This is a genomic window from Leptolyngbya sp. 'hensonii', from assembly GCF_001939115.1.
Lineage (GTDB): Bacteria > Cyanobacteriota > Cyanobacteriia.
In genome coordinates, this window is sequence record NZ_MQTZ01000041.1 from 144183 (window position 1) to 170185 (window position 26003).

General features: G+C 54.1%; 22 protein-coding genes and 1 other RNA gene. 10 read left to right on the forward strand and 13 right to left on the reverse strand.

The features are described from left to right. The gene (locus BST81_RS12590) at positions 1-2709 is read left to right on the forward strand and encodes a PAS domain-containing protein (RefSeq protein WP_075598849.1); all 2709 of its coding nucleotides are present in this window, start codon (positions 1-3) and stop codon (positions 2707-2709) included. Here the strand turns inward: BST81_RS12590 and BST81_RS12595 are convergent. Then, on the reverse strand, positions 2645-5908 hold the full coding sequence (locus tag BST81_RS12595) for a cyclic nucleotide-binding domain-containing protein (protein WP_075598850.1): 3264 nt from the start codon (positions 5906-5908) through the stop codon (positions 2645-2647). The two genes, BST81_RS12590 and BST81_RS12595, sit on opposite strands and share 65 nt — an antisense overlap. 309 nt (positions 5909-6217) lie before the next feature. After that, entirely contained in the window at positions 6218-6436 is a 219-nt protein-coding gene (locus BST81_RS12600; protein WP_075598851.1) for a hypothetical protein, read from the reverse strand. A gap of 289 nt (positions 6437-6725) precedes the next feature. On the opposite strand from BST81_RS12600, the gene BST81_RS12605 reads away from it, so the two are divergent. Both BST81_RS12605 and larB read left to right on the forward strand, forming a co-directional pair. Then, complete coding sequence (locus BST81_RS12605) at positions 6726-7181, forward strand: DUF2214 family protein (RefSeq protein WP_075598852.1); 456 nt, start codon at positions 6726-6728, stop codon at positions 7179-7181. A gap of 14 nt (positions 7182-7195) precedes the next feature. After that, complete coding sequence (gene larB, locus BST81_RS12610) at positions 7196-7999, forward strand: nickel pincer cofactor biosynthesis protein LarB (protein ID WP_075598853.1); 804 nt, start codon at positions 7196-7198, stop codon at positions 7997-7999. 32 nt (positions 8000-8031) lie between these two features. Here the strand turns inward: larB and BST81_RS12615 are convergent, their stop codons facing one another. After that, entirely contained in the window at positions 8032-9423 is a 1392-nt protein-coding gene (locus BST81_RS12615) for a malic enzyme-like NAD(P)-binding protein (protein WP_075598854.1), read from the reverse strand. Between the two features lie 929 nt (positions 9424-10352). Here BST81_RS12615 and ffs point away from each other — a divergent pair. From ffs to BST81_RS12630, 3 genes are all read left to right on the forward strand, one after another. After that, positions 10353-10449: signal recognition particle sRNA small type (gene ffs / locus BST81_RS12620), an RNA gene on the forward strand. A 196-nt stretch (positions 10450-10645) separates the two neighbouring features. Beyond that, a complete protein-coding gene (locus BST81_RS12625) occupies positions 10646-11023 on the forward strand; it encodes a hypothetical protein (RefSeq protein ID WP_075598855.1) in 378 nt (125 codons plus the stop codon). Positions 11024-11093: 70 nt separating this feature from the next. Next, positions 11094-11498, forward strand: a complete 405-nt coding sequence (locus tag BST81_RS12630) for a hypothetical protein (protein ID WP_075598856.1) — start codon at positions 11094-11096, stop codon at positions 11496-11498. Here the strand turns inward: BST81_RS12630 and thiD are convergent. Further along, the gene (thiD, locus tag BST81_RS12635; RefSeq protein WP_075598857.1) at positions 11495-12340 is read right to left on the reverse strand and encodes a bifunctional hydroxymethylpyrimidine kinase/phosphomethylpyrimidine kinase; all 846 of its coding nucleotides are present in this window, start codon (positions 12338-12340) and stop codon (positions 11495-11497) included. The genes BST81_RS12630 and thiD overlap by 4 nt on opposite strands. 27 nt (positions 12341-12367) lie before the next feature. Between thiD and BST81_RS12640 the strand changes: the two genes are divergently transcribed. Both BST81_RS12640 and BST81_RS12645 read left to right on the forward strand, forming a co-directional pair. After that, positions 12368-13147, forward strand: coding sequence for an MBL fold metallo-hydrolase (locus BST81_RS12640; RefSeq protein WP_253188267.1), 780 nt, complete (start codon positions 12368-12370; stop codon positions 13145-13147). A 14-nt stretch (positions 13148-13161) separates the two neighbouring features. Continuing rightward, positions 13162-14352, forward strand: coding sequence for a hypothetical protein (locus tag BST81_RS12645; RefSeq protein ID WP_075598859.1), 1191 nt, complete (start codon positions 13162-13164; stop codon positions 14350-14352). A gap of 1 nt (position 14353) precedes the next feature. Here the strand turns inward: BST81_RS12645 and ftsZ are convergent, their stop codons facing one another. From ftsZ to BST81_RS12660, 3 genes are all read right to left on the reverse strand, one after another. Next, on the reverse strand, positions 14354-15484 hold the full coding sequence (ftsZ, locus tag BST81_RS12650) for a cell division protein FtsZ (RefSeq protein WP_253188285.1): 1131 nt from the start codon (positions 15482-15484) through the stop codon (positions 14354-14356). A 321-nt stretch (positions 15485-15805) separates the two neighbouring features. After that, the gene (locus tag BST81_RS12655; protein WP_075598861.1) at positions 15806-16663 is read right to left on the reverse strand and encodes an FtsQ-type POTRA domain-containing protein; all 858 of its coding nucleotides are present in this window, start codon (positions 16661-16663) and stop codon (positions 15806-15808) included. 95 nt (positions 16664-16758) lie between these two features. After that, complete coding sequence (locus tag BST81_RS12660; protein WP_075598862.1) at positions 16759-17181, reverse strand: hypothetical protein; 423 nt, start codon at positions 17179-17181, stop codon at positions 16759-16761. A 101-nt stretch (positions 17182-17282) separates the two neighbouring features. Between BST81_RS12660 and BST81_RS12665 the strand changes: the two genes are divergently transcribed. Continuing rightward, complete coding sequence (locus BST81_RS12665) at positions 17283-19061, forward strand: S8 family peptidase (protein ID WP_075598863.1); 1779 nt, start codon at positions 17283-17285, stop codon at positions 19059-19061. Further along, positions 19058-19279, forward strand: coding sequence for a hypothetical protein (locus BST81_RS12670; protein ID WP_075598864.1), 222 nt, complete (start codon positions 19058-19060; stop codon positions 19277-19279). The genes BST81_RS12665 and BST81_RS12670 overlap by 4 nt, the downstream gene beginning before the upstream one ends. A 13-nt stretch (positions 19280-19292) precedes the next feature. Here BST81_RS12670 and BST81_RS12675 read toward each other — a convergent pair whose 3' ends face one another. Genes BST81_RS12675 through mnmA form a run of 6 tightly spaced genes read right to left on the reverse strand, consistent with a single transcriptional unit; the run spans position 19293 to position 25991 of the window. Then, the gene (locus BST81_RS12675; protein WP_075598865.1) at positions 19293-19493 is read right to left on the reverse strand and encodes a hypothetical protein; all 201 of its coding nucleotides are present in this window, start codon (positions 19491-19493) and stop codon (positions 19293-19295) included. Next, positions 19483-20301: a Uma2 family endonuclease gene (locus BST81_RS12680; RefSeq protein ID WP_075598866.1), complete on the reverse strand. Its 819-nt coding sequence runs from the start codon at positions 20299-20301 to the stop codon at positions 19483-19485. The genes BST81_RS12675 and BST81_RS12680 overlap by 11 nt, the downstream gene beginning before the upstream one ends. A 59-nt stretch (positions 20302-20360) precedes the next feature. Continuing rightward, positions 20361-22901 (reverse strand): sigma 54-interacting transcriptional regulator, encoded by a 2541-nt coding sequence (locus BST81_RS12685; protein ID WP_075598867.1) that lies wholly within the window; start codon positions 22899-22901, stop codon positions 20361-20363. A gap of 18 nt (positions 22902-22919) precedes the next feature. Then, on the reverse strand, positions 22920-23591 hold the full coding sequence (gene purN, locus BST81_RS12690; RefSeq protein WP_075598868.1) for a phosphoribosylglycinamide formyltransferase: 672 nt from the start codon (positions 23589-23591) through the stop codon (positions 22920-22922). Beyond that, the gene (locus tag BST81_RS12695; RefSeq protein ID WP_075598869.1) at positions 23584-24933 is read right to left on the reverse strand and encodes a serine/threonine-protein kinase; all 1350 of its coding nucleotides are present in this window, start codon (positions 24931-24933) and stop codon (positions 23584-23586) included. Before BST81_RS12695 ends, purN begins: the two co-directional genes overlap by 8 nt. Next, positions 24933-25991 (reverse strand): tRNA 2-thiouridine(34) synthase MnmA, encoded by a 1059-nt coding sequence (gene mnmA / locus BST81_RS12700; RefSeq protein ID WP_075598870.1) that lies wholly within the window; start codon positions 25989-25991, stop codon positions 24933-24935. Before mnmA ends, BST81_RS12695 begins: the two co-directional genes overlap by 1 nt. Positions 25992-26003: the final 12 nt, after the last annotated feature.

Here is a 26003-nt window from a genome sequence, read left to right on the forward strand (position 1 = left end):
ATGACAAACCCTCCCTATCAGGAGAATGCCTATCTCTACGAACAACTGGAAGAGCACTCCCGGACTCTGGAGCATCGGGTGGAAGAACGGACCCATCAATTGCAACGGGAGATTCGAGAACGACGACAGGCGGAGGAGGCCCTCCGGGCTTCAGAGGAGCGCTGGCAACTGGTGCTCCAGGGCAATAACGACGGCATCTGGGATTGCAACCTGCTCACCCAGGAGACGTTTCGATCGCCCCGCTGGTATGAAATTTTGGGGTATCAGGACGATGATATTGGGACGGGTGCAGAAGAGTGGACTCAACGTATTCACCCGGACGATCGAGAGCGGATCTTGCATTGTAGTCAGGCTTACCTGAAACAACAGATACCCTATTACGTGCAGGAGTATCGCCTGCGGTGCAAAAATGGCACCTACAAGTGGGTGCAGGACAGGGGCCAGGCAGTCTGGGATGAAACAGGTCAGGCGATCCGGATCGTGGGCTCCATGCACGACATCACCGAGCGCAAGCAGGTGGAGGAGGATTTACGCCAGCGGGAGGAAAGCCTCCGTCGGCAGCAGGCTGCCCTGGCCCAGTTGACCCGGCAAAAAGCCTTTCACGATGGGGATCTGGATATTGTGCTGCCGTTGATTACGAAAACGGCTGCTCAGGCCCTGAATGTGGAGCGCGTTGGGGTCTGGTTTTTTGATGCCGACCATAGCAAAATCCATCAGGCAAACCTGTATGAACTCACCCCCGATCGCCATTCTTCAGGTCAAGAATTATGGGTCAGGGATTTTCCGACCTATTTTCAGGCCCTGGAAACAGACGAATTCATCGTGGTGGATGATGTCAGCAACAATCCTCTCACCCGTGAACTGCTGGAACAGTGCTTCCAGCCCCACCAGATTGCGTCTATTCTGGATGTGCCGATTCAATCGGGGGGGAAAACGATTGGTGGGCTTTGCTATGAGCATGTCCGCCATCCCCGTCGCTGGACGGTGGATGAGCAAAATTTTGCCAGCCATCTGGCCTCGATGATTTCCCTCGCGATCGCAGTTCGAAACCATCAGCGAGCTGAAACGGCCCTGCGACTGAGTGAGGAACGCTGGCATCTGGCCCTGCGAGGTAATAACGATGGCATCTGGGATTGGGATTTGCGCACCAACCAGGTCTTTCTGTCCGCCCGATGGAAGGAAATGCTGGGATATGGAGAGGAGGAACTTCCCAGCCATCTGGAGGCATGGCTAACCCGCATGCACCCAGAAGACCTGGATCGGGTCCTGGCCATTCATCGAGCCCATCTGGAAGGGGAAACCCCCTACTACATTGCAGAGTTTCGCTTGCGCTGCAAAGATGGCCATTACAAATGGATTCTGTCGCGCGGACAGGCCCTGTGGGATGAGTCAGGGGTGCCTGTTCGGATTGTGGGCTCCCATACTGATATCAGCGATCGCAAACAGGCGGAGGAAAATCTGCGATCGGCCAAGCTCCTGGCTGATGCTGCGAATAAGGCCAAAAGCGAATTTCTGGCCAACATGAGCCATGAACTTCGAACCCCTTTGACGGCCATTCTGGGACTGGCCGAGGTACTCCTGGATGAAGGAGGCAAGACCCTGACCGAAAAGCAACAGATGTACCTGGCGACCATTTCCCAAAGTGGTCACCACCTTCTGGAATTGATCAATGATCTCCTTGATCTGGCCAAGATTGAGTCGGGCCGGATGGAGCTGAATTTGGCTATCACCGAAGTTCGGAGATTGTGTGACGCCAGTCTGGCCTTTGTGCGGGAACAGGCCAAACAGAAAGGAATTTACTTAAGTTTGCGGATCGCATCCGATGTGGACACCATCTGGGCAGATGAGCGGCGCATCCGACAGGTTCTGATTAATCTGCTGAGCAATGCGGTTAAGTTTACACCCGCTGAAGGGTCAGTCTGTTTAAGGGTGGAAGGGGATCCAAACCATGAAGTGGTGCATTTCAGAGTGGTGGACACTGGGATTGGTATCGCATCCGAGAGCATGCAGCGGTTATTTCAGCCATTCGTACAGTTGGAAAGCTCCTTTTCCCGTCGCTATGCTGGTACAGGGCTGGGATTGGCTCTGGTGCGTCGGGTCGTTGATCTCCACCAGGGCAGTATCTCTGTGGCAAGTGCCATGAACTGGGGGAGTCAGTTCACGGTTACCCTGCCCTGGACCAATGGGCAGAGCGAATTGCAGTCCGAGCCGGACCCGTTGCTGCACCCGTCCTGGCTCAATCTATCCTCGCTGAATCCCCAGTTCGCAACAGATGGGATAGACTCCTCGGGCTTTGGCCCGATTCTGCTGATTGAGGATAATGAGATCAATGGGGCCAGAATCCGGGCTGATCTGGAGCGCCACGGCTTTCAGGTCACGATCGCCTGCAATGGGCTGGAAGCCTTACAGATTACCCAGGTTCGGCAACCCGCATTGGTCCTGCTAGACATCCAAATTCCAGAAATGGATGGCCTGCAAATGATTCGATATTTGCGGGCAGGCGATCACCTACCCACCGTTCCCATCATTGCCATCACCTCTCTGATGCTTCCTGGGGACCGGGACCGGTATCTGGCCGCTGGCGTCAATGCGTACCTGGTGAAGCCCCTGCAGTTCAAGCATCTGCTACAGGCCATGGAGCCGTTTATTGGAGACGGGCATTCGTTTCCCGTAAACGCAAACTTAAGATCCGACACATTTGCAGAATAATTTCCGGACGCTGGCTGATCAGGCTATGGAAATGGGTTCTGCCCAGGGTGAGGAGGGTACAATCCGATCGGGCAACAGCAGTGGCCGATCGCGGTTCCTGATCAAACAGGGCCATATCTCCAAAATACTGACCTGGGCTCAAATGGGCCAATTCTCTCTGAGTCTGGTTCACCTGCTTGAGAATCGTCACCTGCCCCTGGTAAACAATGTGGAAATCGTCTCCCGGACTGCCCTCCTGAAAAATGATCTCTCCAGCCAGGAAGACCTGTTGTTTGAGGGCTTCATCAATCAACAGCAGATCATCCAGAGAAAGACTCTGGAACAAAGAAATTTGCTTCAGGAAAAGGATACGATTCACGACACAATCTCGCTTAAGTAGAATCCCCTGGGCTGGCAGGGCTATGCCGATTGCCGTTTCGCGAACCAGTGGGTCTGGGTCTTGCAGCAATTTCTGCCAGTGGTTGAGAAATGCTTCCATCATGACTGGAATTTCACTGTAACCTGCATCATCTATCCAGAAGCCATCCGGAAGCACCTGTTCCGCCAAAATCAGCAAGGCCCCTGTCCGAATCCAGCGTTCCCGAAAAGGGGTGACGCGCTCACCTGGTCCGGTGCAGTGGAATTCTGTCGCAGTCAGAATCTCCTCGACAACCCCGTAGGGTACTGCCCCAAGTTGTGCCGCCGTTTGCTTCTGTGGGGGGGGGCTAACCAGGTATTCCAGAAGCGGCAGCAGGGGTTGGATAAATCGCCGCCGCTCGATCGAAGCCAGGGTTTCAACCGCATTGGCGCGGCGGCGGGCATCGGTTGAGGTCAGCAATTGGCGCGCAGTATTGACCACCTGGTGATATCCCAGGGCACTCAGAACGTGCAAAACCAGCAACAATAACTGCTGATGTAAATCCCGCAGCGCAATATCCAGCATTTGCCAGCCCGGTTCAGTTTGGGGAATTTGGTGGTGCCAGCGGAGGGTGAGGGAGATGCGATCGTACACCGGCTGCAGATACTGGTATAGAATCTCCTCCGAACGACGGGTCTGGATCAAGCCAATTGCGCCGATGGCGGCCTCCATCACCTCCACCCGATCGGCGGATAAATATTTCCCCACCAAAGGTAATGCCAGATCCCGATAGGCCGCAACTGCCTGCATCGCCTGCTGACGAACGGGAGTGGCCCGGTCCTCCAGGGCCTCAACCACCTCAGGCAGCAGATCTCCATTGCAAATCACCCCGGCCAATTGCAGGGCTGCAGCTCGAACCTGGGCATCGGGATGGTGCAATTCTGTGGACACCAGGTCGAAGAGAAAATCATCCCCAGACCCCGTCAGGATGGCCAGGGTTTCCAATCCTTCCCGTTTTACGATCGGCGGGGCTTTGGCCAGAAGATTCAGCACCATTGGGATCAACCGTCGATCCCCTGTATTTTTAACCACCCGCAAGATTGCCTGTTGGGCCGCTGGCTCCATCCGGTCCTGACGCAGGACATCATAGGTTTGTTGCACTTCATCTTGCAGTCGCTCTACCTGCTCAACGGCCACACAGGCCAGCGCCCGTACACCGGGGTCTGGGTCCTGTAGGAAGAATTGCAACTGCACATTCGAGAGGGGCTGACCAGCAATGATCAGGGATTCCAGCACGATCGCCCGCACTGCCGGACTCTCAGCGATAAGCTGAGTCCGCAAATACCGATTGACATTAGGATGGTGGCAACTGCTGAGAAATTTGACCACCGCCTGCCAGACGATCGGTTCTCCATGGACCAGCAGTTCCTGTACCTCATCCAGAAATTGGCTGGGGTCTTCCATGCGCACTGCTAATTCCAGGCCCAACATCTGAGCATCAGCATCTGGGTGGTTCAGCAACTCGCGAATCTCTAGCGCATAACTCCCAGGCAGACGGCGTAGGCTATCTCCGACATCATCCAGAGTCACGGATCCAGACCGCAACAGGGCCAGCATCGATTTCAGATAACTACGCCCAGTCAGATACCCAATCCCCAACAGGATCAAACTCAGGAGAATGCCAGTCAGGGTGAGCTGGAAAGAGGTGAGGGTATCCTGTTGAATCAACAGGAGCACCCCCGTAATAGCCTGACTGGCGGGATAAAACAACCCATCAATGATGACCCGGACTCGGCCAATAAATCGATGGGGGATGGCATTGTAGTTCAGGTTCTGAACTGGCAGGGCAATGCTGCTGCTGAGGGGGTCATAGTTGATATTGGCGATCACTGCTGCTGGAACCTGAAACCCCATCGCCAGACTGATAAATCCCATCAGGGTTGTGATCGGATACAGCAGGTTCATCCGATTGACCCCCCACCGATGAATTAACGGTCGGGTGATGAAATAACTGGTTCCCAATTCAATCAGGCTGAACCAGGCACTGAGTACGCCCAGAAAGCCGGTCAGGTCCTCTTCATCTGGAAAAGCTGTGGAGTAGATATGCAGGAATTGTAATTCACTCAGTTGCCAGAGCCAGACGCCGACAAAAGTCCCGATCGCCAGCAGGAGGACGATCGGGTATCGCAGCAGCACCTTGGGAAAGGTCTTCAAACTCTCCAGGAAGGTGTCCGAACTCTCTTGCAATTCATGGCGATCAAGCTGCCGAACATGGCGTTCCAGATAGCGTAACTGGAACCCGGCGACCACATAGACGATCGGGAGAAGGAGGAGCAGATTCTGTGTCGTTGTATATTCAGAGAGAAACCGCACTAAAATGCCACCCAGTAACCCGCCGCTGGTCATGGCCATGGTCAGGAAAGGAGCATAACGCTTCAGTTCCAGAGAGGTAAAGTAATCAGAAAGTAGGGTCCAGAGAAGGATTCCGAAGAGCAGTTCCAGAAAATTGGTACTGATGCTGATCCCGTAGTAGATCGGGGGCGTGTCCAGGGTTACCAGGAACCGCAGGAACAGCATTGTGATCAGGGACCCCCACAGCAGGCCTTGCAGCAGCAGGGGGCGGGACAGGCGATCGATGACTTGGGAGAAAAAAATTGAAACGGGAACGGATAGAATTCCCAGCAGAATATAAAACCCAGGGAGCTCCCCTGGCCCAATCCGACTTAAGAACAGGGACGTAGAAGCTGCATAGGCAACAATGTTGCCTGCTGAAATCATTGCAGCCAAGAGCAAAAAATAGATGAGTTTGTGCCTCAGACGTCGAGGCAGGCGAGACTGTTGCTCCAGAAGGTAATTCAGCATTGGAATGCGTCAGGCAGAGAACGCACAAGCACCTGCCTATCGGATCTGCACAGTATCCGGTTTTTTACCTGTTACATTCTGAACAGGCTTCCATCAGGATATCTGACAGATCCCTGAGCATTGGAGTTCCTGAGAAGTCCCAATCTCCTATCCCCTGCAATTTCCAGCGCACCAGGGGCAAAGTCTAAAAGATCTTTGGCGGAAACCCGGCTTCTAGCCTGATGCCTGTTTCATTCAGCACCATGGATGACAAGAAACCGGGTTTCCGGCGCAAAAAATCCTGCTTGATACCTACAGCAGAAGTTGGCGTTATTGAGCCATGCGGGCCTGGGCCAGATCTCGGATCAGAGACAGCCTGGATTGGATGTAATGGCTGACGATGTCAGTTTCATGATGATTCAGCGATCGCTCCTGCCCCAACTGGCGTAGCAACCATTGCACCAGGCTGTTATCGTCCAGACTGAGAAGGACATGGGTCTGGGTTGCTTCGACCAGGGACCAGAGTTGCCGCAGCATTAAAGGAGTCATAAACCCTCTGTTTAAGGCTTTCTTTATATTCCACCTTAGCGTTATCCAGATTTATCAGATCTTGTTTCATACAAGTTGAAACAAGAGTTACAAAATGCTCACAAAGGGATTTATTTCTTGATTTGCTCCCATAATTGGGTCTTTTGATCCCAGGCTTGCCAGGGGGTGGCTCTGTACCCCTGGAGGATGGGGGTATGATTGTAAGCGGTGTCCCCATGGGGTTATGGACTATAGCCCTTCTGGCTCCGTCTTTGTTTCACCCATCACTCTATCTATCACCGAGAAATCAATGTGGGAAAGTGCTATCACAGCGTATTTACATTATTTGGGCTTCATGCTGGCGTTTGGGGCATTGGTGGTTGAAGGCCAAACCCTGAAGCAAAATCTCAGCCTGGAGGAAGCCTGGAGAGTAGTTACGGCAGATGCCGTCTACGGCTTATCCGCCACGATGGTCCTGATCACAGGTATTTTGCGCGTGCTTTATTTTGGTAAAGGAACGGAGTACTACCTCAGTAGTTCAGCTTTCTACATCAAAGTTGGGATCTTTGTGGTTGTGAGTTTGTTGTCTCTCTATCCCACCTTCTCTTTTGTCTCCTGGATCAGAGACCTACGCCATGGCCAGAGTCCCAGTCTGGAATTACCCCAAACCCAGCGGCTCTCCTGGATGATTAGAGGGGAACTGGTAGGATTGATCCTCATTCCCTTATTTGCAGCAGCCATGGCAAGGGGAATTCGTCTTTTTTAGTCAAACTTGCGCCTATGTTTTCCGCTGAAGATCTTCGTTCCCTGCTGGATGCTGTGGCAACTGGGCGGGTCAGTCCCGATACGGCGCTGGACCGCCTGAAACACTTTGATTTTGAGCCGGTGGATGATTTCGCCAAAGTGGATCATCATCGGGCCTTGCGGACCGGTTTTCCGGAAGTGATCTGGGGACCGGGCAAGACCTCCGAACAACTGGTCAAAATCTTTGGGGCCTTGCGGCAGCGGAATCCTGTAGTCATGGCCACTCGGATTGAACTATCGACCTACCACCAATTGCGCTGGCAAATTCCCGACCTGCAGTACTTTGATCTGGCCCAGATTTGCGCGATCGCACCCTTGAACCTAGAACCCCGCTATTCCGGCCTGATTACCCTGGTTTCAGCGGGCACTGCCGATATCCCGATCGCCGAAGAGGCTGCCGTCACAGCCCAACTCTCTGGCTTCCAGGTGAAGCGTCTCTGGGATGTGGGAGTCTCCGGGATTCATCGGTTATTAAGCAATCGGGATCTGCTCTCAGAAGCGGATGTGCTGATTGTGGTCGCCGGGATGGAAGGAGCCTTACCCAGCGTCGTGGCTGGTCTGGCGGCCTGCCCCGTGATTGCCGTCCCTACCAGTGTGGGCTACGGAGCCAGTCTGGGGGGCCTCGCTCCCCTCCTAACCATGCTCAACTCCTGTGCTGCTGGTGTGGGTGTCGTCAACATTGACAACGGATTTGGCGCTGGTATCCTGGCGGGCCAGATTCTGAGAACGGCTCAGCGGTTAAACACCCGATCGCACCCCTCGCACCCCTCCCCTCCGTAGCACCCAGGCAGAGCCTGAGCGCTACGGAGGCTCTAGCTTCGGGCCACCCCATCCTGGCGGGCCGCCCGCTGCACTGCTGCTGCGACAGAATGGGCCACCCGCTCATCGAAGACCGAGGGGATGATGTGTTCCGCATCCAGATCAGAGGGCTTGATCAGGGAAGCGATCGCGGCTGCCGCTTCCAGATACATGCTGGTGGTCAGAGTAGCCGCCCGACAATCCAGAGCCCCCCGGAAAATGCCAGGGAAGGCCAGCACATTGTTGATTTGGTTGGGGTAATCGCTGCGCCCTGTGGCCATAACCGCCACTTCCCCCTCCACCAGTTCCGGTTGAATTTCGGGGATGGGGTTAGCCATGGCAAAGACGATCGGATCCTTCGCCATAGACCGCACCATGTCCGGTGTCACCACCCGGGGCGCACTCACCCCCAGGAACACATCTGACCCCTGCATGGCATCTGCCAGGGTGCCCGTCTGCTCGACCGCAAATTCGCGTTTCTCACCCGTCAGGTCAGCCCGACTAGTGGAGAGTAAGCCTCTGGAGTCGCACATCAGAATGTGCTGGGCTCCAGCTTTTTGGAGCAGGCGAGCGATCGCAACCCCCGCAGCTCCTGCCCCATTAATCACAATCCGCACCTCTGAGAGGGGTTTGCGAACTAGTTTGAGGGCGTTGGTGAGGGCTGCCAGGGTGACGATCGCAGTTCCATGTTGATCATCGTGGAACACCGGGATATCTAGGGCCTGACGCAAGCGAGATTCGATCTCAAAACACCGAGGGGCAGCAATGTCCTCCAGGTTAATCCCACCAAAGACTGGGGCAATATTCTTGACCGTCTCCACAATGGCATCTGGGTCTTGGGTCGCCAGACAGATGGGGAAGGCATCTACCCCTGCAAACTCCTTAAACAGCATAGCTTTCCCTTCCATGACCGGCAGAGCTGCTGCTGGCCCCAAATTTCCCAATCCCAGAACCGCACTGCCATCGGTGACGATCGCCACCATATTCTGCTTGATGGTCAACTTGTGGACCTGTTCTGGATCCTCTGCGATAGCCATGCAGATGCGCCCCACTCCAGGGGTGTAAGCCATGGCCAGATCGGCCTGACTTTTGAGGGGGAGTTTGCTCTCGACACTGATCTTGCCACTGCGGTGCAGGTTAAAGGTACGATCGTAAACATTGAGAACTTTAATTTCCGGCAGAGTTTTGACTGCCTGCACCAGGGTCTCCGCATGCTCCGTACTGGCTGCGTCGATCGTAATGTCCCGTAAGGAAATCTTGCGCGTTTGTTCAATCAGGTCAATTTGCCCCAGATTACCCCCCAGGGAAGCAATAGTCTGGGTCACACTGGCCAGCATACCGGGCCGGTTGGGAACCTGAAATCGAATCGTCAGGCTAAAACTGGAGTTTGGAGTCAAATCTACCATGGTAGGGAATTCTAGGAACTGAAGGTTAGATATTAGATTGTAGGGGTTCAGGGAACCGTTATTAGTGAACAGTTCCTCCTGATCCGGCCCCAATGATTCAGGGTAGAGCGGCTATTTATTGGGCTTAATTATGTTTAGTAATCACCCTCCAGAGGACAATCAGTCCTGATTCGAATGGCCCAGGAAGAAGCTCAGAAGGGTTGAGGTTCAGCCTATCTAGAATGTTCCTAAATTGTTCGTAAATACCCCAATTTCCAACTTCTTGAAGCAGTTGAAAATTGGGACAGCTAAAGTCATTAACAGGGCTTAACCTGAGCTACATCTTTATACCGTCTCCCGATTGGATTTGATATAACAACTACGACCGATAGCTGATAACTGAACCTATGCCAAGCTTATATACAGAAATAGAAATCAATGCCCCTAGATCGAAGGTGTGGCAGGCATTATTCCAGAAGGAAAAGTGGATGTATTGGAACACCTTCCTGTATGATCTGGACCCCTCCCAACCGTTCAAGCAGGGCCAGGAGGTTTTTCTCTCGCTCCGCCGAGTTCCTGGGGAGGAAGAAACAGAATTTCAGCCGATCGTGACCCTGATTCAACCAGAATTGTGCTTAAGATGGTTTTCGTCAATTCCCGGTTTGCGGAATGAACATGTCTTTGAATTACAGGAAATTGGCAATGGGATTACCCGATATTCCCACCGGGAAACCTTTTCAGGCTGGTTGACTCGGGTTTTTCTGCCCTTCATCCGGAAGGACGAACATCAGGGCATCCGACGGATGGCCTGGGAGCTGAAGCAATATGTAGAGCAAGACGCTGGTTCCAAACGCACCAATGGCCAGGGGCGGCAAGCCCCATCTGGATACCGCCCGCGCAAGTCTGGGAAGAATCTGACTATCCGATCAGAAGGGCGCTATAATGCAATTGATCCGGACCCACGCGATCGTAACGCCTAAACCTTGTCAGGACCGGAAGGTAGCAGCAATACAGGATGCTTATGATAGGCGTGGTCTCCGGGTCTCTTCATTTTGTAGGCTATTTTCATTTTGTAGGTTATTTTCATTTTGTAGGCTATTTTCATTTTGTAGGCTATTTTCATTTTGTAGGTTATTTTCAGGCTGGTTTTTGAGGCTGGTTTAGTTCAATGAGGTTTCGCTTCGCCCAACCTGATCGACTGAATTGGCTGCTGGTGTTGAAGAAGTAAAGGGAGTTCAGATCAATGCCCGGTTTTGGAGATGCCATTCAGAAGGCAATTTATTTGGGGGTTGGTCTTGCCTCCTATGCGGGTGAAAAAGCAGGCAGTAAATTGTCGGAGCTGCAGTCCCAGATTCAGAAGTTAGCTGATGATATGGTGGAGCGCGGCGAGATGACTACAGAGGATGCCCGTCACTTTGTTGAAGAAATGATGAGTAAAGCGCAACAGCCTCCGGCCAGCGGCACGGCCAGCCCAACAACGGAGGCCAAACCATCCGAACCCCGGCGGATTGAGATTCTATCCGAGGATGACCCCTCCGATTCTGATACAGCCCATCTGGAAGACCTGCGCCGACAGGTGCTGGATCTGCAAGAAGAATTACGCCGGTTAAAGCGAGATTAAACAGGGGACTAGGTGGGTCTATCATTTTGTACCCATACAGGGATTGAGACTCAAAGGTTTGACGGGGGACATGGAAGACTGGTCTGGAGATTTTTTTAAGGCATTGGAGGCGATCTCTGGGGAGATTGAGCAGTTTTTGACCCAGGTGACCGAAGAGGCGATCGACACCTTCACAAAACTCTCGGAGGATGTGATAGTTCAGATTGAATGGGGGGTGACTGAACTTGATCGAAATCTGGAAGAACTCTTTGAGCCAATTTATGAAGCGCTAATCGAGTTTGAGTGGCAGGTCAACGCCGATCTGGGTCCCCTGGAAAGCCCCACCGATCCCCTGCAAAACCAGCATGCTGCCTGCGTGGGCTGCCAGCATTATCATGGCCAGTCCTATGGGGGGACCATGCTGGTCTGCGGCATGCATCCCTATGGCTGGGATGGAGACAGGTGCCCCGATTGGGAAATGCCCCCATCCATTTAGGTATCAGAGGTCAGAACATCTTCTGCGGTCCGCAGCAGCGGAAAGAAATGCCCCACGGGTCCCTGCCCCTGCCCGATCGGCAGGGCGTATTGCAGGGCTGTGGTCACATAGTCCTTGGCCAACCGGACAGCGGCCAGTAAATCTCGTCCCTTCGCCAGATTTGCTGCGATCGCAGCCGATAAGGTACATCCGGTGCCGTGGGTATGGGTTGTTTCCACAGTCCTGGTTCGCAGCACTTCCAGAACACAGCCATCAAACCAGACATCTACCCCCCTCAGCTCACCAGACATCGCGCCCCCTTTGACCAAAACTGCCTTGGGACCCAGATGATAGATGGCAACGGCCACCTGTTGCATGTCTTCCAGAGTGCGAATGGTTTGCCCACCCAGGATCTGAGCCTCATAGCGGTTAGGTGTCACGACAATGGCCTGGGGCAGCAGCGCATCCCGCAGGAGGGCAATGGCGGCATCATCAATCAGTTGGGCTCCGGTACGAGAGACCATCACGGGGTCAACCACCAAATTGTTAATTCCTAATCCCCGCACCTGATCTGCCACGATCGCAATGATGTCCCGATTCAGAAGCATACCCGTTTTGGCAGCTTGTACCCCAATATCAGTGACCACTGCTTCGATCTGGGCTGCTACCGCTGCAGGGGGCAGGGCATCCACCCGGTTCACCCCCAGCGTATTTTGAGCCGTGACACAGGTGAGGGCACTGGTACCATGAACTTTGTGAAACGCAAAGGTCCGGAGGTCGGCCTGGATCCCTGCCCCACCACCGCTGTCAGAACCAGCGATCGTCAGAGCCACAGGAATCGATGACGAAAAAGAGGGATTCATGGGAGGGCGGTAAACTGAGAGTAAGAAGTGTCAAGAATTATTGCGATGAAATTAACCTGGATTGACCTGAATACCTGGATCCTGGAGTTGTCTGGACAGACCCTTCTCATTGATCCCTGGCTAGTAGATCCACTGGTATTCTACGGCCTTCCCTGGCTTTTCAGAGCCTGTCATGTTATCCCACCCCGCTACACTCCAGAAACCTTACCCCCGATCGATCTGATTTTGATTGCCCAGGGGCAGGATGATCACTGCCACAAACCAACCCTGGCACGGCTAGATCGAAGCATTCCCCTGGTCGTGTGCCCTGCTGCAGCCGCAGTAGTTCAAGATTTGGGCTTCACTCAAGTGACGGTGTTGGCTCCGGGGGAGGTGCATCAGATCGGCGATCGTCTGCTCATCACCGCCGTACCGGGAGCCCCCACCCAACCCGGTGTGGTTGAGAATGGTTACCTGCTCCGAGATCAGATCACTGGCATGACCCTTTACTACGAACCCCACCTGAGCCCCCCCGACCTGGCGATCGAATACCCTCCAGATGTAGTTTTGGCACCCGTGATTGGCCAGACTCTCCCCCTGTTGGGCCAGGTGATTATGGGGCCTCAGCAGTCTCTGGAATTGGTGAAAAAACTGCAACCCCGGTACTTTGTTCCAACCAGCCTGGGAACCATAACCCAAAGTGGGTTGCTGCCCTTGCTGATTCAATCCGTGGGCACTGTGGCTGAATTCCGAGAACTGCTGCTGGCAGCGGAGCTTCAGACTCAATTACTGGTTCCCAATCCTGGTGAAACCCTGGAATTGGGGTAATATGATGGCTACCTATGGACTCTCACTCCTCCAAACCATCCATCCCTGACGATCGACCTCAGGTCTATCGACCGCTCCCTCCAATCAACTGGATATTCTGGCTTGCCTTCACGGTGATGCTCCCCTGCGGCTTGGGGATCTGGGCCATATCCAGCCTGCTTCAGGTGCCAAATTCAGCCAACTGCTATAACATGGCACCAACGGCACCAGCGGCAGCCCGCCTCTATTGTGCTGAAACCCTGGCCGGTGCCCAAACTGCGGAAGATCTGGAGCAGGCGATTGCCCTAGCGGCCAGTATCTCTCCTGAAGACCCTCTGCGATCGGCAGCCCTGCGCCTGATGGGGCAATGGTCTATCCAGTTGCTCCATTTTGCCGAAGTCGCCTTTCAGGAGGGTAATCTGGATCGGGCCATCAATTTGGCGGATGCGGTTCCGAGGGAGGTTCCGACCCGGAAGACTGCGGATGCCTCCATGCAGCAATGGCAAACGATCTGGAAGAAAGCAGAAGCCATCTATGCGGAAGTAGAGGCAGAACTGGAAAAACCAGACACGGATAAGGAGAAGTGGGCCAGAGCAATTGCCAAAGCCCGCCAGTTATGGGTGGTTGGTAATCAGTACTGGGCCACCGTACGGTATCAGGAACTGGCGGACCAGATCTGGATCCCTACGGCTGATCAAAACTCGCTTAAGAAATCAGCCAAAAATTCGGCAGGCCCTAAAATTTCCTCTCTGGAAGATCTGATTAAAAAGCGCAACAAAGAAAGACAATCAGAAAACCAGGGGTATCTCAGTAAGGCCCGAACTCTAGCCAGTTCTGGCCGCTTAAATGATTTACGGGATGCCATTGCGGAAGCCAGTCAGGTGTTTTCCGATGGCCCTGAGTATGAAGAAGCCCAGCGTCTGATGGCCACCTGGCGGCAACAGGCTGAAGTTCTGGAAGACCGGGAGTATCTCGATCGGGCAACCGCTCTGGCCAGACGGGGAGATGCCGATTCCCTTCAGGCTGCGATCGATGAGGCCCGCTGGATCACCCTGGACCGTCCCCTCTACCAAGAGGCCGGGAGTCGAATTGAACAATGGACCACCCGACTCATTGAGTTGCAAAATACCGCTGGTTCAGGGCGCAACTCACCCACGAGCGCACCTGAGCCTTACCGGTTGAATCCGATCGAACCGGCCAGCAACCCCGACCCCCATTCCCCTTGATCTATCGGGGACGACGGCGTTGCAGGAATTCAGGAATATCCAGACCTCCGATCGAGCGGTTTTTGGGGTCATCCGTCGGTTGCGCTGGGTTGGAAGTTGGAGCCTGAGCTGCGATGGTGGGCCGCAGGATAGAGGCCATACCCGCAGGTTGGGCTGTAGAAACAGGCCCATTGAAGCCCGTTGCGATCACCGTGATCCGAATTTCTCCGTGCAGTCTTTCGTCAATCACAGCACCAAAAATAATATTGGCATTGGGATCAACCACTTCATAAACGGTTTCAGCGGCTGAATTGACTTCATGCAGGGTCAGGTCAGATCCACCGGTAATGTTAAAGACAACCCCTTTCGCACCGTTAATTGAAGATTCCAGCAAAGGAGAGGAAATCGCTGCCGTTGCTGCCTCTTTAGCCCTGGACTTACCAGAACCTACCCCAATTCCCATCAGGGCTGAACCTGCATCAGCCATCACTGCCCGGACATCAGCAAAGTCAACGTTGACCAGCCCCGGAATGGTGATGATATCTGAAATTCCCTGCACCCCTTGGCGTAGAATGTCATCCGCAAACTGAAAAGCTTCCTGAACGGGGGTCTGCTCAGAAATCACCGACAGCAGCTTGTCATTGGGAATCACAATCAGCGTATCAACGCGACTCTGCAAAGCTGCGATTCCTTCATCTGCCTGGGTGGTGCGACGACGCCCCTCGAAGGTAAATGGGCGTGTCACCACCCCCACTGTCAGAGCTCCGATCTCTTTGGCGATCTCAGCAACTACTGGTGCTGCCCCTGTGCCTGTGCCACCTCCCATACCAGAGGTGATGAACACCAGATCTGACCCTTCCAGGGCAGCCGCAACATCATCTCGGGATTCCTCCGCTGCTTTCTGACCGATCGCAGGGTTCCCACCTGCTCCTAACCCTCGAGTGATCTTTTGGCCAACTTGAAGCCGCTTGGGGGCTGAGGACAGGGTCAGGGCCTGAGCATCGGTATTGATCGACCAGAATTCCACCCCAGTAATCCCACTGTGAATCATGCGGTTGACGGCATTACCACCACCGCCACCCACACCGATAACTTTAATTTTTGCTATGCTGCCGGGCACAATATTGCCCACTTTTGTCTCATCCCCAAGCATGATCTTCGCATCGCGAGTTTGATTGTGATCTAAATCGAAATTATTCAAAGAATGAATGGAAGCATCTTCTGCATCTGAAAAAGCACGATTGTCTTCAGCATGAGAGCTACCATTGATAAAATTCAGTTTACTATCATCTGTCATTGGAATTAGTCATGAGAGCCAATGGTATTTCTTATCTGTTCAAGTCGATTCAACTCTAGTCAACTATAAGATAAGTCTCTGAAAAAAACCAATCATCATTAAGGGAAAAAATCACAGACCGATGCAACAATTCTGGCAAGCTGCTAATGGGCATTGGTAAAGGGTCTTGAGGCTCGCCTAATGCCTGCGAGGTTTCACAAAACTCTTTGATTGTGTTACTTGAATAATTGGAGTTTCGGGGTTTTTAAGATCAATGTAAGCAATTCGACTGGAGTCAAAATGCTGGGGTAACTTTCTCATCCGCTCAATTACATTCAATTGCTGAGCAAAAATAGCACTGTAGGGACCCAGATGATACGTCCCAACTTCAGTTTTAAGAATGAGATTGGCAGAATCACGCCAGTCAATCTCAAGAATCTTAACGGAACTGCGGCTGATCAGGCGATATAAACTGGACCAGTAAGGGGTATAAGCCTCGCTCATGCCAATGACTTTCAAAGACGGCAGCTTGAAAGCTTTGTCAATGGAAGAATAGCTATCAAAGGGCATCCACTTTCCATTTTCGTCTAGCAAGCCAGCATTGAATGTCTTGGGGGCTTGAGTGGGTTGGGCTGCGCGACGGGGAGCGAGTTTGGCGGGAACAGTCACGGCTACAGGCAGGCGCTCTCTGACTTGAACCATCATTTTGGGCGGGATCAACTGCCTGGTAACGGTTACAGAACGGATGGGAGCAGCGGCTTCCAGCTTTTCAGCTAAAGCTTGGGGCTGTACTTGGAGCAAGGATTGAGGGTAAGACAGGGGTAGTAAGGCCAGAATTGCTTTGGTTGAGAGGAAGCGATTGCCCTTAATTTCCACCTGTTCTGGGGTCGCAATAACCCAGCCGGGCAAGGTAAGAACCCAGGCTAATCCAGCAGATAAACTGCTGACAGCAATCATTTGCCAGACAGCCTGAAAATTCCTCAGGCGGCGTTGATTTCGAAGTTGCTTTCTTCGCTGGATCAAGTCAGTGTGAGAGACAGATAAAAACTCAGTCATGGATACCTGCTACAGCCAAAACAAAAAACTATGACCCCGCTTAAATTATGACCCCGCTTAATTTTGTTTCAGTTAAGCCCCAGAAACCAGAAAAGTCAAGCAATTAGACGCTGTTTTTCCCGTTGCAAGTACTGTTGCCACCGACTGGCCAGTTCTATGTCACTGAACGGAACCTGCACTGCCGATCGAGAATCTGCAAAGGTGAACTCGATCGCAATTTGCCCTTTCTGGTGAGAAGCGGATGGGGACTCGACCCGCTCACCTCCTCTCAGCAGGCGGATGTCCTGTACCTGTTTCAGGGAAAAGGTTTGCAGGTCGATCGGTCCGGTCCGGGTTGGCTGGCCCCAGGTCAGTTCACTATCAACCTGCCCCAATACTGCATAGATATCGTATTTGGCCTTCTGAAAATTTTTGGCCCAGGCTTGATAAGCCTCGACTTTCTGGTATTCGTTCCAACCGGCCCAGGCTAGCCAGAGAAAAACCCCCAACAGGGGCAGCCAGAGCAGACCTCTTTCCATTTCTATCCGTAGAGTAACTGTAGTTAATCATCAAATCCTGATTATCCCCAGAAATATCCCCCATGCGCTATCGTTGAGCAAACCGATCTGGCATCAGGCATATGAGAAAGCTGTTAATTCTGGGCCTTTTCCTGCTGGGATTATTGTTGGCACTCGCGAACTTTGAAGGACTGGCTACCCAGGGCACCTACGATTCGATCGTGGTGGATCTGAGGGAACAGGGAACTGCTGCTCAGGTACAGGAGCAGATTCAGTCTCTAGTGCGTCAGTATGGAGCCAGGCCTAACAGCGAATTCTCAGACGCCGATCACGTTTACATCCTCCCAGGCAATGCCCAGACTCTGAAACAACTGAAGCGCTCCAGCCTGTCCCAGGCAGCCGAATTCATTGAGCCTAACTATGTGTATCGGGCCACGGAAATGCCCAATGATCCCGATTATGGGAAGCAGTGGAATTTCCGCAGTATCAATGTCGAGCCAGCCTGGGAAGAAACAAAGGGATCTGGGGTAACGGTAGCTGTGATTGACACTGGTATCAGTCAAGTTCCGGATCTGAAGGAAACAAAATTTGTCAAGGGCTATGATTTCGTTAACGATCGGGTAGACGCCTCTGATGACAATGGTCATGGCACCCACGTCGCCGGGACGATCGCCCAATCCACCAACAACGGCTTTGGCGTGGCCGGGATCGCTCACGAGGCCAACCTGATGCCCCTGAAAGTTCTGGGTGCCAGTGGGGGTGGCACCATTTCTGATATCGCTGAAGCCATTCGCTATGCCGCCGATAACGGGGCTGATGTGATCAATATGAGCCTGGGTGGTGGAGGGGAGAGTGGGCTGATGCAGGAGGCGATCGACTATGCCCACAGCAAGGGCTTGGTGATTGTTGGAGCGGCTGGGAATGAAGGGCAGAACTCTGCTTCCTATCCGGCTCGCTATCCCCGTGTGATTGGGGTGGCGGCGCTCAATGCTGCTGGGGAAAAAACACCCTACTCCAACTATGGGGCTGGAGTGGATATTTCGGCTCCTGGTGGGGATACCTCCAACGGTGGTGAAGTCGGGGGAATTCTGCAGAACACCATCGACCCCGCAACGGGAGAAAGTATCTTTGCCGCCTACCAGGGTACCAGCATGGCCGCTCCCCATGTGGCCGCTGTGGCCGCTCTGGTAAAAGCGGTGGGTGTCCAGGAGCCCGATCGGGTCCTGGAGGTTCTGAAACAATCGGCCCGACCTGTACAGGATGACCTGATGAACTATTACGGTGCGGGTCATCTGGATGCGGCTGCTGCTGTCAAACTAGCTCTGAAAGGGCAACTCAACTTCCGAGACTTCTTCCGCTGGCTGCGGGACAATGGCTACCTCAATCCTCGCTTCTGGATTGATGGTGGGCTTCCAGGTCTGTTACCCAAGCTGGCCATGATGCTGGGTTCCTATTTACTGGCCTGGTTCCTGCGGAACTATTTTCCCTTTGCCTGGAGTTGGCCTCTGGCTGGGGGGCTGGTGGCAGGCAGTTCTGGACTGTTTTTCCTGCAAGGAATTTACATTTTTGACCTGCCCCAATGGCCATTCCGGGTTCTGGGAAGCTCGATTCCAGAGCTGGGTACGGCTATCCAGGGCAACCCAGCTCTGAATCCCCTGTTTGCCAGTGTGCTCATTCCCCTGGGATTGATCTTGTTGCTGTTGGGTCATGGCCAATGGAAGTGGTTTGCGATCGGCTCCAGTCTAGGCATCGCCGCCTGTCTAGCCGTATCCGCAGTGACTTCCCCACAGGTGCTCTGGCTGGGAGAAGGCTGGTTGGCCCGTTCTTTCCTGATTGGGAATGCTCTGCTCTGTTATGGATTGGCCCATCTCGCCAGTAAACCGGAGGCACAGCGGGTATGAGTTTAACCGTCACAGGCAAAGTAGAAAAGAAGGGTTTCGGGCCTGGCACCTGGGCCCTGGTCAGCGAATCGGGCCAGACTTATGAACTTCATAATCCACCCCAAGAAATGCTCAAAGCTGGCCAGCAGGTCAAGGTAGAAGGGGAAATCCTCAAGAATGTGATGACCTTCGCCATGATTGGCCCAGTGTTGCAGGTGAACCATTACGAATTAAGGTAATCGCTAAAATCCATCAACCATCGGGGAATTGCCAGCACAGGAGATGTTCCACGTTTTCACTGCCGCAGGCGCAGGGTTCCGGTTTGGAAGCGACCCATTCCCAATCGCACTGCCGACAATGGCAGAGAACATTGTGGCGGTTGGCCTCCGCCAGTCGGAGCTGCCACTCCGCCAATTCTGCCTGACTTAAGGGAGTGTCACCTTCATTCGTCATCTGGATCAATCCCCAAAGCCCTTAATCGTTCGGCCAGACGATCGGCCCGTTGTTGCTCCTGGTCAGCCCGTTGCCGTTCCTGGTCGGCCCGTTGTTGTTCCTGGTCGGCCCGTTGTTGTTCCAGACTTAACCGTTCACTGTCCGTGGCGATCCAATCTCCTGCGGCATCGTACCAGCGCAGCCAGAGGCGCTCCAGTCCCTGATAGCGTCCCTGCCACAATCCCAGCCCCATATTCAAGTCCGGCAACCAGAGACGATCGTCCGGCAATTCCAGGGGCTGATAGTGAGCCTGGTTCAGACTAAACGCCCGCAGTCGATCGGTATAACGGTCGAAGACGACGTAATAGGGAATTCGCAGAATTTGCTCATACACCTGCCATTTGGTGGGTGGATCAGGGTTAGCCCGCTCCGTTTGCCCCAGGTCTTCCCGTTCGGTTCCTGGCGACAGCAACTCTACCGCAATAAAGGGGCTGACTCCCTCCTGCCAGATCACATAACTCAAGCGTAAATCCCGGTTTTCATGCAGGCGAGGAACCCCGATCACGGCAAACCAATCCGGTCGCTTATACCAGAGTGGATGGCGGACATCGTAATACAAATTGAGATCGCTGGCGGTAAAAATCCGATCAGCCGCATAATCTTGCAGGCGAAATGTGGCACTCAGAAGTTGGGGTTGCCAATCGTGGAACTCGTCAGGCAAGCCAGGTTCCTCCGGATTTTCGCTGGGCAAGTCATACATGGTCGGCAGAACTTCCCAGGCCGGTCGGGGGGGATCAGTTTGCTCAACCGGAAAGTGAAATGGCTGCATCAGCAATACCTGTGGAGAAAACAGGGATAATCCAATACTAACGTATTAGCCATCAGACTTTACCAGCCCACCATAATTTTCCAGAACAGGGAGCCGATCGCCACGGTGGCCAGATGCTGGGGCAGCAGACGCAGAATTGATTGACGGGCAATATTCTGGGTCAGAATGATGCTCAGCCAGACCGAGACAATCAGGGTTACTCCCTGCAGAAATGCAATTACCACAGGATCGGCGATCGTCACCAGATGCAGGCCGCCTGTATAGCCAAAAGTCGCCAGCGTCACCGGGATCACCCGGCCCGCCTCGGATAGCCCTAACGGTAGATAGTGGGCCAGACTGCCCCCTAGCACCAGAGGTAGATACCCATAGGCCAGCTCTATGAAAGGACGGGGTTTGACCGTCCCGCCCCGCCCGATTCTCCCTGACAGGCCCATGATGCCATAGGCGATTCCAGCGATCGCCCCCGGCACCAACAGCGCTAGGAGCGACGATCCGGCATGACCAGCAAAGGTATCCAGGGACAACGAGAGATGAAACTGGGTGGCAATTTCGGGCAGGCGGTGAAGCAGTACCGCCCCAAACAATAGGAACAGCAGGGCTACCTCGTCCGATCGGGGAACATGGGTCGTCCACAATTCAATCCCCGGTGGCCGCAGGTTCAGTTCTACCGATCGGTGGGGACAGGCTTTGAGACAGGTCATGCACAGGACACAATCCCGATTGTCCTCCAACTGGGCGGGGTGGGAGTAGAGGGGACAGCCCTCGGTTTCCTGCCCCTCTCCCTTTTGGGGTCCCCCTTTGTAGCACTGGTAGGTGGTGCAGGTCGCCACGCAAATTCCCTGTTGTGCTCGCAATTCTGTCATGGAGAGTTTGGCGAACAGCCCATTCATGCCGCCGATTGGGCAGAGATAGCGACACCAGAACCGTCGCTCAAACAGGAGGGAGCAGATCACTGCCCCAGCCGTAATCAGCAACAGCAAGCAAGCGGAAAGATAGGCCGTATTCTCCAGATCCCAGAGTTCTTCCCAGAGCAGGATCAGGGTAAACAGCCCAAACAAGAACCAGCCCCCGATCCGATCGGCCGCCTGGCGAGGCCAACGACCCAACTGACGGGGATAAATCCAGAGGGACAACTTTTGTGCCAGTTCACCGTAGATCATGAACGGGCAAACCGAACACCAGAGCCGCCCAACGAAGGGAAATGCCAGCAAGATCCCTGGCCACCACCAGGCCCAGAAGAAGTTCAGAGCAATATTGCGATCGCGGGTCTGGGGTCCCAGAAATAGCAGGACGACCACGATCGCAAAGACCGCTAGGGTGAACCCGTAGTTGATCCGATCGGGCCACCAGGCGCTCCGCAGAAACTGCCGCAGCCAGGGATACACATTCAACAGGTTGACCCGGAAACGCCGCTTCCGGGGGCTGTTAGACCAGAGCACTTCCTCGGTTAACTCAGAGTCTCCCTCGAGCTGTACGATCGCCCGCTCAATCAGGCTCTGGAGCTCGGCAATATTCCCCGGAAAATCGTAGCTCTGGAGGCTGCGAATAGCCTCTGGAGTGACGCGGGGCTTGGGCAGATGGCGAGCCTGACAATAAAGACTGATGTAGTACTGCACCTGGGCTTCAATATCTGCTTTGCGGACCCGCAGCGGAGGGACCTTAACCTCATGCCCCACCAGCTTCCGTTGTGGCAGACTCTTCTCTGACACCATTAAGATGCGGGCCTGACAGGGGAGCGATTGGGGAGGCTGCTCTCCCTCTCGACTGATAGGCGTAAATACTCCAGTTTTCAACAGGTTGCACAGTTTTTCCTCTAGAGCTGGTGACAAATCCTGAATATTGTTCAACAGCAGAGTTCCCAGGCCCAACCATTCGATTAAGCCAGGTTTGCCACCAGCCCGTCCAAACAGCTCTGCACCGCTGGCCTGGAGGGTATTACAGTTGATTTTAATCATGGGCTGGTGCCGATCGGCTGACCCAAAATGGATCAGGGCCGCCGTATTATCCTTTTCCAGCCCTGGTTCTCCGAAAATTAGGACTGGCTTTCGATCGCGGGTCGCTTTCTTGATGTCCTGACGCAGGCGAACGGCATAACGACTGGTCCCCACGATGCCCCGCCTCACCTTATTGACCAGGTAAGGTCGCAGGGCTGCCTGCCGTTCCTGTTCGTACACCATTTGGGCGGTCACCTGATCCAGCTCAGCCGCCAGTTGGCGGGAAACAGTGCGGGTGATTTCTGGATACTGATTCACCAGAATTAGAAACGCCTCTTTCGGGATGGTCCAGAGTACCCCCTGCTCCAGGGTAATCACCGTTTGGCGGGTCACCTCCTCCAGGATCAGTTCTTTCAAATGCAAGACGGTTCCTGGCAGGAGGCCGAGAGCTGTGGCTGGCCCTGTCTTGCTGGTGCGGTAACTTTCCAGATATCCTTCCCGCAGGATGTAGAGAGCTGGGGGAAAGGTGTCTTCCAGGATCAGGCGACGATTCTCCTGGAACGGTTCCTCCACAATGGCAGCGGCGATAGCGCCCAGAACCTCATCCGATAAAGCCCCCAGGGTGGTGTGCTGTTTCAGCCATTGGATGCGATCGGTCTGGGTCATAAAACCTTGCTCCTAAGATTAGGGGTCCCCCCATGAGAATCCAGTTTGGAGGGCTGCAGCCAGGGCAATCGCACGGGGATAGATGCGATGTTCCTGCACCTGAATGCGAGACTGCAGGGTGGTAGGGTTATCCCCTGGCAAAATCGGGACTGCCGCCTGCATCAGAATGGGGCCGCTATCCATTTCCAGGGTAACAATGTGGACGGTACAACCGGCAACTTTTACCCCAGCCTTAAGGGCTTGCTCAACCGCATGGATGCCGGGAAAACTGGGGAGCAGGCTGGGATGAATATTGAGGATGCGATCGGGAAAGGCCTCGATCAGAGCATGGGTCACTAGGCGCATCCAGCCCGCCATAATCACCCACTCCACACCAAATTGGCGTAAGGTCACTGCAATTTTCAGATCCAACTCTTCTCTGGTTGCAAAGTCTCGATGGTTCAAAAGCACGGCTGGAATGTTGAGTCGGGCTGCCCGGGCAGCGGCTTTGGCCTCTGGATTGTTGTAAATCAGAACTTGAATTTGGGCATGCAAGCGGCCATCGGCGATCGTCTGGGCGATCGTTTCAAAGTTTGAACCACTGCCTGAAGCCATCACTCCCAACTGCAGCGGTGGGCCAGATTGCAAATGGTTTCGTAAGGACTCCGGGGGAATATCGGGCGAGATGAAGCCGAAGGTGGGGTCAACCATAGGTTCTCAACCAGTTCTGAATCTCCTGAACCAGCCAGTTTACCTCATCTTCCGACAGATATCCGCCGAACATGTATTTTCCCCGCACTGTCTGCAGGGCGACCAGACGAAACGAGGATGGCAGCAAGAGGATGGGAGAGACCCTCTGGTGGGAAAGGGCATGCATGTGGCAGGACACAGACTCAATCTCTGCCGTATCCCCGACCCGTTCGTAGACTGAGAACCCAAATAAGGTGCGGAGAATGCGGAAAGTATCTGGGGTCAAGGTAATGGACTGGGCTACGGTGGCAGCCCCCAGAAAGCCCAGGACGATTGGCCCCAGTAAGACGAACAGCACCAGCAGAAAGAGTGATCGGAAGATCAGCGTGTCAGCCACCAGAGCGATCGCGCCCAAAATGGCCATGGACACCACCACATCAAGCAGAGAAAGGCCTTGCAGACGTGCTGGGATTTCGATCCACAGGCGATCGCAGGACTTCTGGAGACTAATGGGCGTACCTTCAGGGGCAGCCAGGGAAAAGAAAGCTCCCCGTCGTTGCGTCAAGGGTTCACCTTTTTCCAGCATATCTAGGGCCTCGCGGGCTGTTTTGAAGCGTCGTTCTACAGCAGGTTCCGTCAGGGTGATCACCCAGTCTACAAAGCTGGGACTGGCACTGGTGTAATTCCAGAAGGCGATTCGCATCTCCTCCTGGGGCAGTTCAGCGGGGGGCAGACCTGTCATCAGGTGAATCAGGGTGGCTCCCAGGGCATAGAGGTCGGACGCCGGGACAGCCTGCCCTCCAAACTGTTCGATCGGGGTGTAGCCGTATGTTCCCACCACCGTAACTGTCCTGGCACCCGCAGCCAACCGATCCTGAACCGCCCCAAAATCCACCAGATAAATCTGTCCGTCTTCTCCCAGGATCAAATTTCCCGGCTTAATATCCCGGTGCAGTACCGGCGGATTCAATTCATGCAGATAAATCAGAATATCCAGAATCTGGATGGTAATCTGGCGAATCTCCGATTCGGTAAAGCGCTCTCCCTGATGTAGCAACTCTGCCAGAGATTGGCCGGGAACGTACTCCTGCACCAGCCCCAACCAGAACAGGCTATCATCCAGGGAGAAGTGACCCCGATACCGGGGAATACGAGGATGGTCCAGGGCCTGAAGAATCTGGATCTCCCGTTCAAATAGCCTGAAATCCTGCCACTGCACCCCTGCCCCTAGAACCAGGAGTTTGAGCACAACTGGGTCTTCTGTCTCCAGATCCTCAGCCAGCCAGGTTTGCCGACTGGCATTATCCCCCAGTAGGGCCTTGAGCTGGTAACGATCCTGCAGGATTTGGTCAGGTTGTAGCATCAGCTTCGGCTCTCAATAATGCCGCCGCAGAGGAGAATGTCCCCGTTATAACAGACTGCTGCCTGTCCCGGCGTGACACTGAACTGGGGGTCATCGAAGACAATTCGCAGCCCCATTCCCCCATCCAGGGGGATCAGGGTGGCTGGAACCGCAGCAGAACGGTAGCGGACCTGCACCTCGGCTCGAATCGGAGTGGTAGGTGGGGCGATCGACACCCAGTTCACCTGCCGCACGATGCATTCATAATCTTGGGCGCTGCTGCGATCGCCCACAATCACCCGATTCCGCATTGGATCCAATCCAATCACATAGAGGGGTTCGCTGTGGGCAATACCCAATCCCTTGCGTTGGCCGATTGTGTAGTGGTGTACCCCTTCATGTCGGCCCAAAACCCGTCCAGCCTGGTCCACAATTTCCCCGGTTTGCGGTGTAATGTATTTGTCCAGGAATGCCTGCATGGAACCATGGGCCTCAATCAGACAGAGATCCTGACTTTCAGGCTTTTCTGCCGTATGCAGACCAAATTCGGTCGCAATGCGTCGGGTTTCTGTCTTGGGTTGATTTCCCAGGGGAAACAGCGTGGCCGCCAGGATCTCCTGGCCCAGGTCATACAGAAAGTAAGCCTGATCCTTGTTGGTGTCTACGGCCCGCCGCAGTTGATACCGACCGGTGCTGTCATCACGGGTAATCTGAGCGTAGTGGCCGGTGGCAATCCGATCGACCCCCAGTTCTGTGCGGGCATAGTGCAACATCGGCCCAAACTTGACGGCTTTATTGCACTGAGAACAGGGCAGGGGGGTGATACCCTGGCTATAACCAGCCACCAGATAATCCACAATATTGGCCTGGAAAACCTCTCGCATATCTACGATGTGGTGGGGAATGCTGAGATCTTCACAGAGGCGGGCAGCATCCACCATGCCCTCTGAGCAACACTGTCCCTTGCCCTTCATTAACCAGAGGGTGAGACCAACAACATCGTATCCCTGATGATGCAGGAGGGCCGCAGCCACTGAACTGTCAACCCCACCAGACAAACCCACCACAACACTATTCATGGATCACTAAGT

Bases quoted from the DNA above. Each gene is read 5' to 3' on its own strand.
- BST81_RS12590 (WP_075598849.1), top strand. From the start codon at position 1: ATGACAAACCCTCCCTATCAGGAGAATGCCTATCTCTACGAACAACTG.
- BST81_RS12595 (WP_075598850.1), bottom strand. From the start codon at position 5,908: ATGCTGAATTACCTTCTGGAGCAACAGTCTCGCCTGCCTCGACGTCTG.
- BST81_RS12600 (WP_075598851.1), bottom strand. From the start codon at position 6,436: ATGACTCCTTTAATGCTGCGGCAACTCTGGTCCCTGGTCGAAGCAACC.
- BST81_RS12605 (WP_075598852.1), top strand. From the start codon at position 6,726: ATGTGGGAAAGTGCTATCACAGCGTATTTACATTATTTGGGCTTCATG.
- larB (WP_075598853.1), top strand. From the start codon at position 7,196: ATGTTTTCCGCTGAAGATCTTCGTTCCCTGCTGGATGCTGTGGCAACT.
- BST81_RS12615 (WP_075598854.1), bottom strand. From the start codon at position 9,423: ATGGTAGATTTGACTCCAAACTCCAGTTTTAGCCTGACGATTCGATTT.
- BST81_RS12625 (WP_075598855.1), top strand. From the start codon at position 10,646: ATGCCCGGTTTTGGAGATGCCATTCAGAAGGCAATTTATTTGGGGGTT.
- BST81_RS12630 (WP_075598856.1), top strand. From the start codon at position 11,094: ATGGAAGACTGGTCTGGAGATTTTTTTAAGGCATTGGAGGCGATCTCT.
- thiD (WP_075598857.1), bottom strand. From the start codon at position 12,340: ATGAATCCCTCTTTTTCGTCATCGATTCCTGTGGCTCTGACGATCGCT.
- BST81_RS12645 (WP_075598859.1), top strand. From the start codon at position 13,162: ATGGACTCTCACTCCTCCAAACCATCCATCCCTGACGATCGACCTCAG.
- ftsZ (WP_253188285.1), bottom strand. From the start codon at position 15,484: ATGCTTGGGGATGAGACAAAAGTGGGCAATATTGTGCCCGGCAGCATA.
- BST81_RS12655 (WP_075598861.1), bottom strand. From the start codon at position 16,663: ATGACTGAGTTTTTATCTGTCTCTCACACTGACTTGATCCAGCGAAGA.
- BST81_RS12660 (WP_075598862.1), bottom strand. From the start codon at position 17,181: ATGGAAAGAGGTCTGCTCTGGCTGCCCCTGTTGGGGGTTTTTCTCTGG.
- BST81_RS12665 (WP_075598863.1), top strand. From the start codon at position 17,283: ATGAGAAAGCTGTTAATTCTGGGCCTTTTCCTGCTGGGATTATTGTTG.
- BST81_RS12670 (WP_075598864.1), top strand. From the start codon at position 19,058: ATGAGTTTAACCGTCACAGGCAAAGTAGAAAAGAAGGGTTTCGGGCCT.
- BST81_RS12675 (WP_075598865.1), bottom strand. From the start codon at position 19,493: ATGACGAATGAAGGTGACACTCCCTTAAGTCAGGCAGAATTGGCGGAG.
- BST81_RS12680 (WP_075598866.1), bottom strand. From the start codon at position 20,301: ATGCAGCCATTTCACTTTCCGGTTGAGCAAACTGATCCCCCCCGACCG.
- BST81_RS12685 (WP_075598867.1), bottom strand. From the start codon at position 22,901: ATGACCCAGACCGATCGCATCCAATGGCTGAAACAGCACACCACCCTG.
- purN (WP_075598868.1), bottom strand. From the start codon at position 23,591: ATGGTTGACCCCACCTTCGGCTTCATCTCGCCCGATATTCCCCCGGAG.
- BST81_RS12695 (WP_075598869.1), bottom strand. From the start codon at position 24,933: ATGCTACAACCTGACCAAATCCTGCAGGATCGTTACCAGCTCAAGGCC.
- mnmA (WP_075598870.1), bottom strand. From the start codon at position 25,991: ATGAATAGTGTTGTGGTGGGTTTGTCTGGTGGGGTTGACAGTTCAGTG.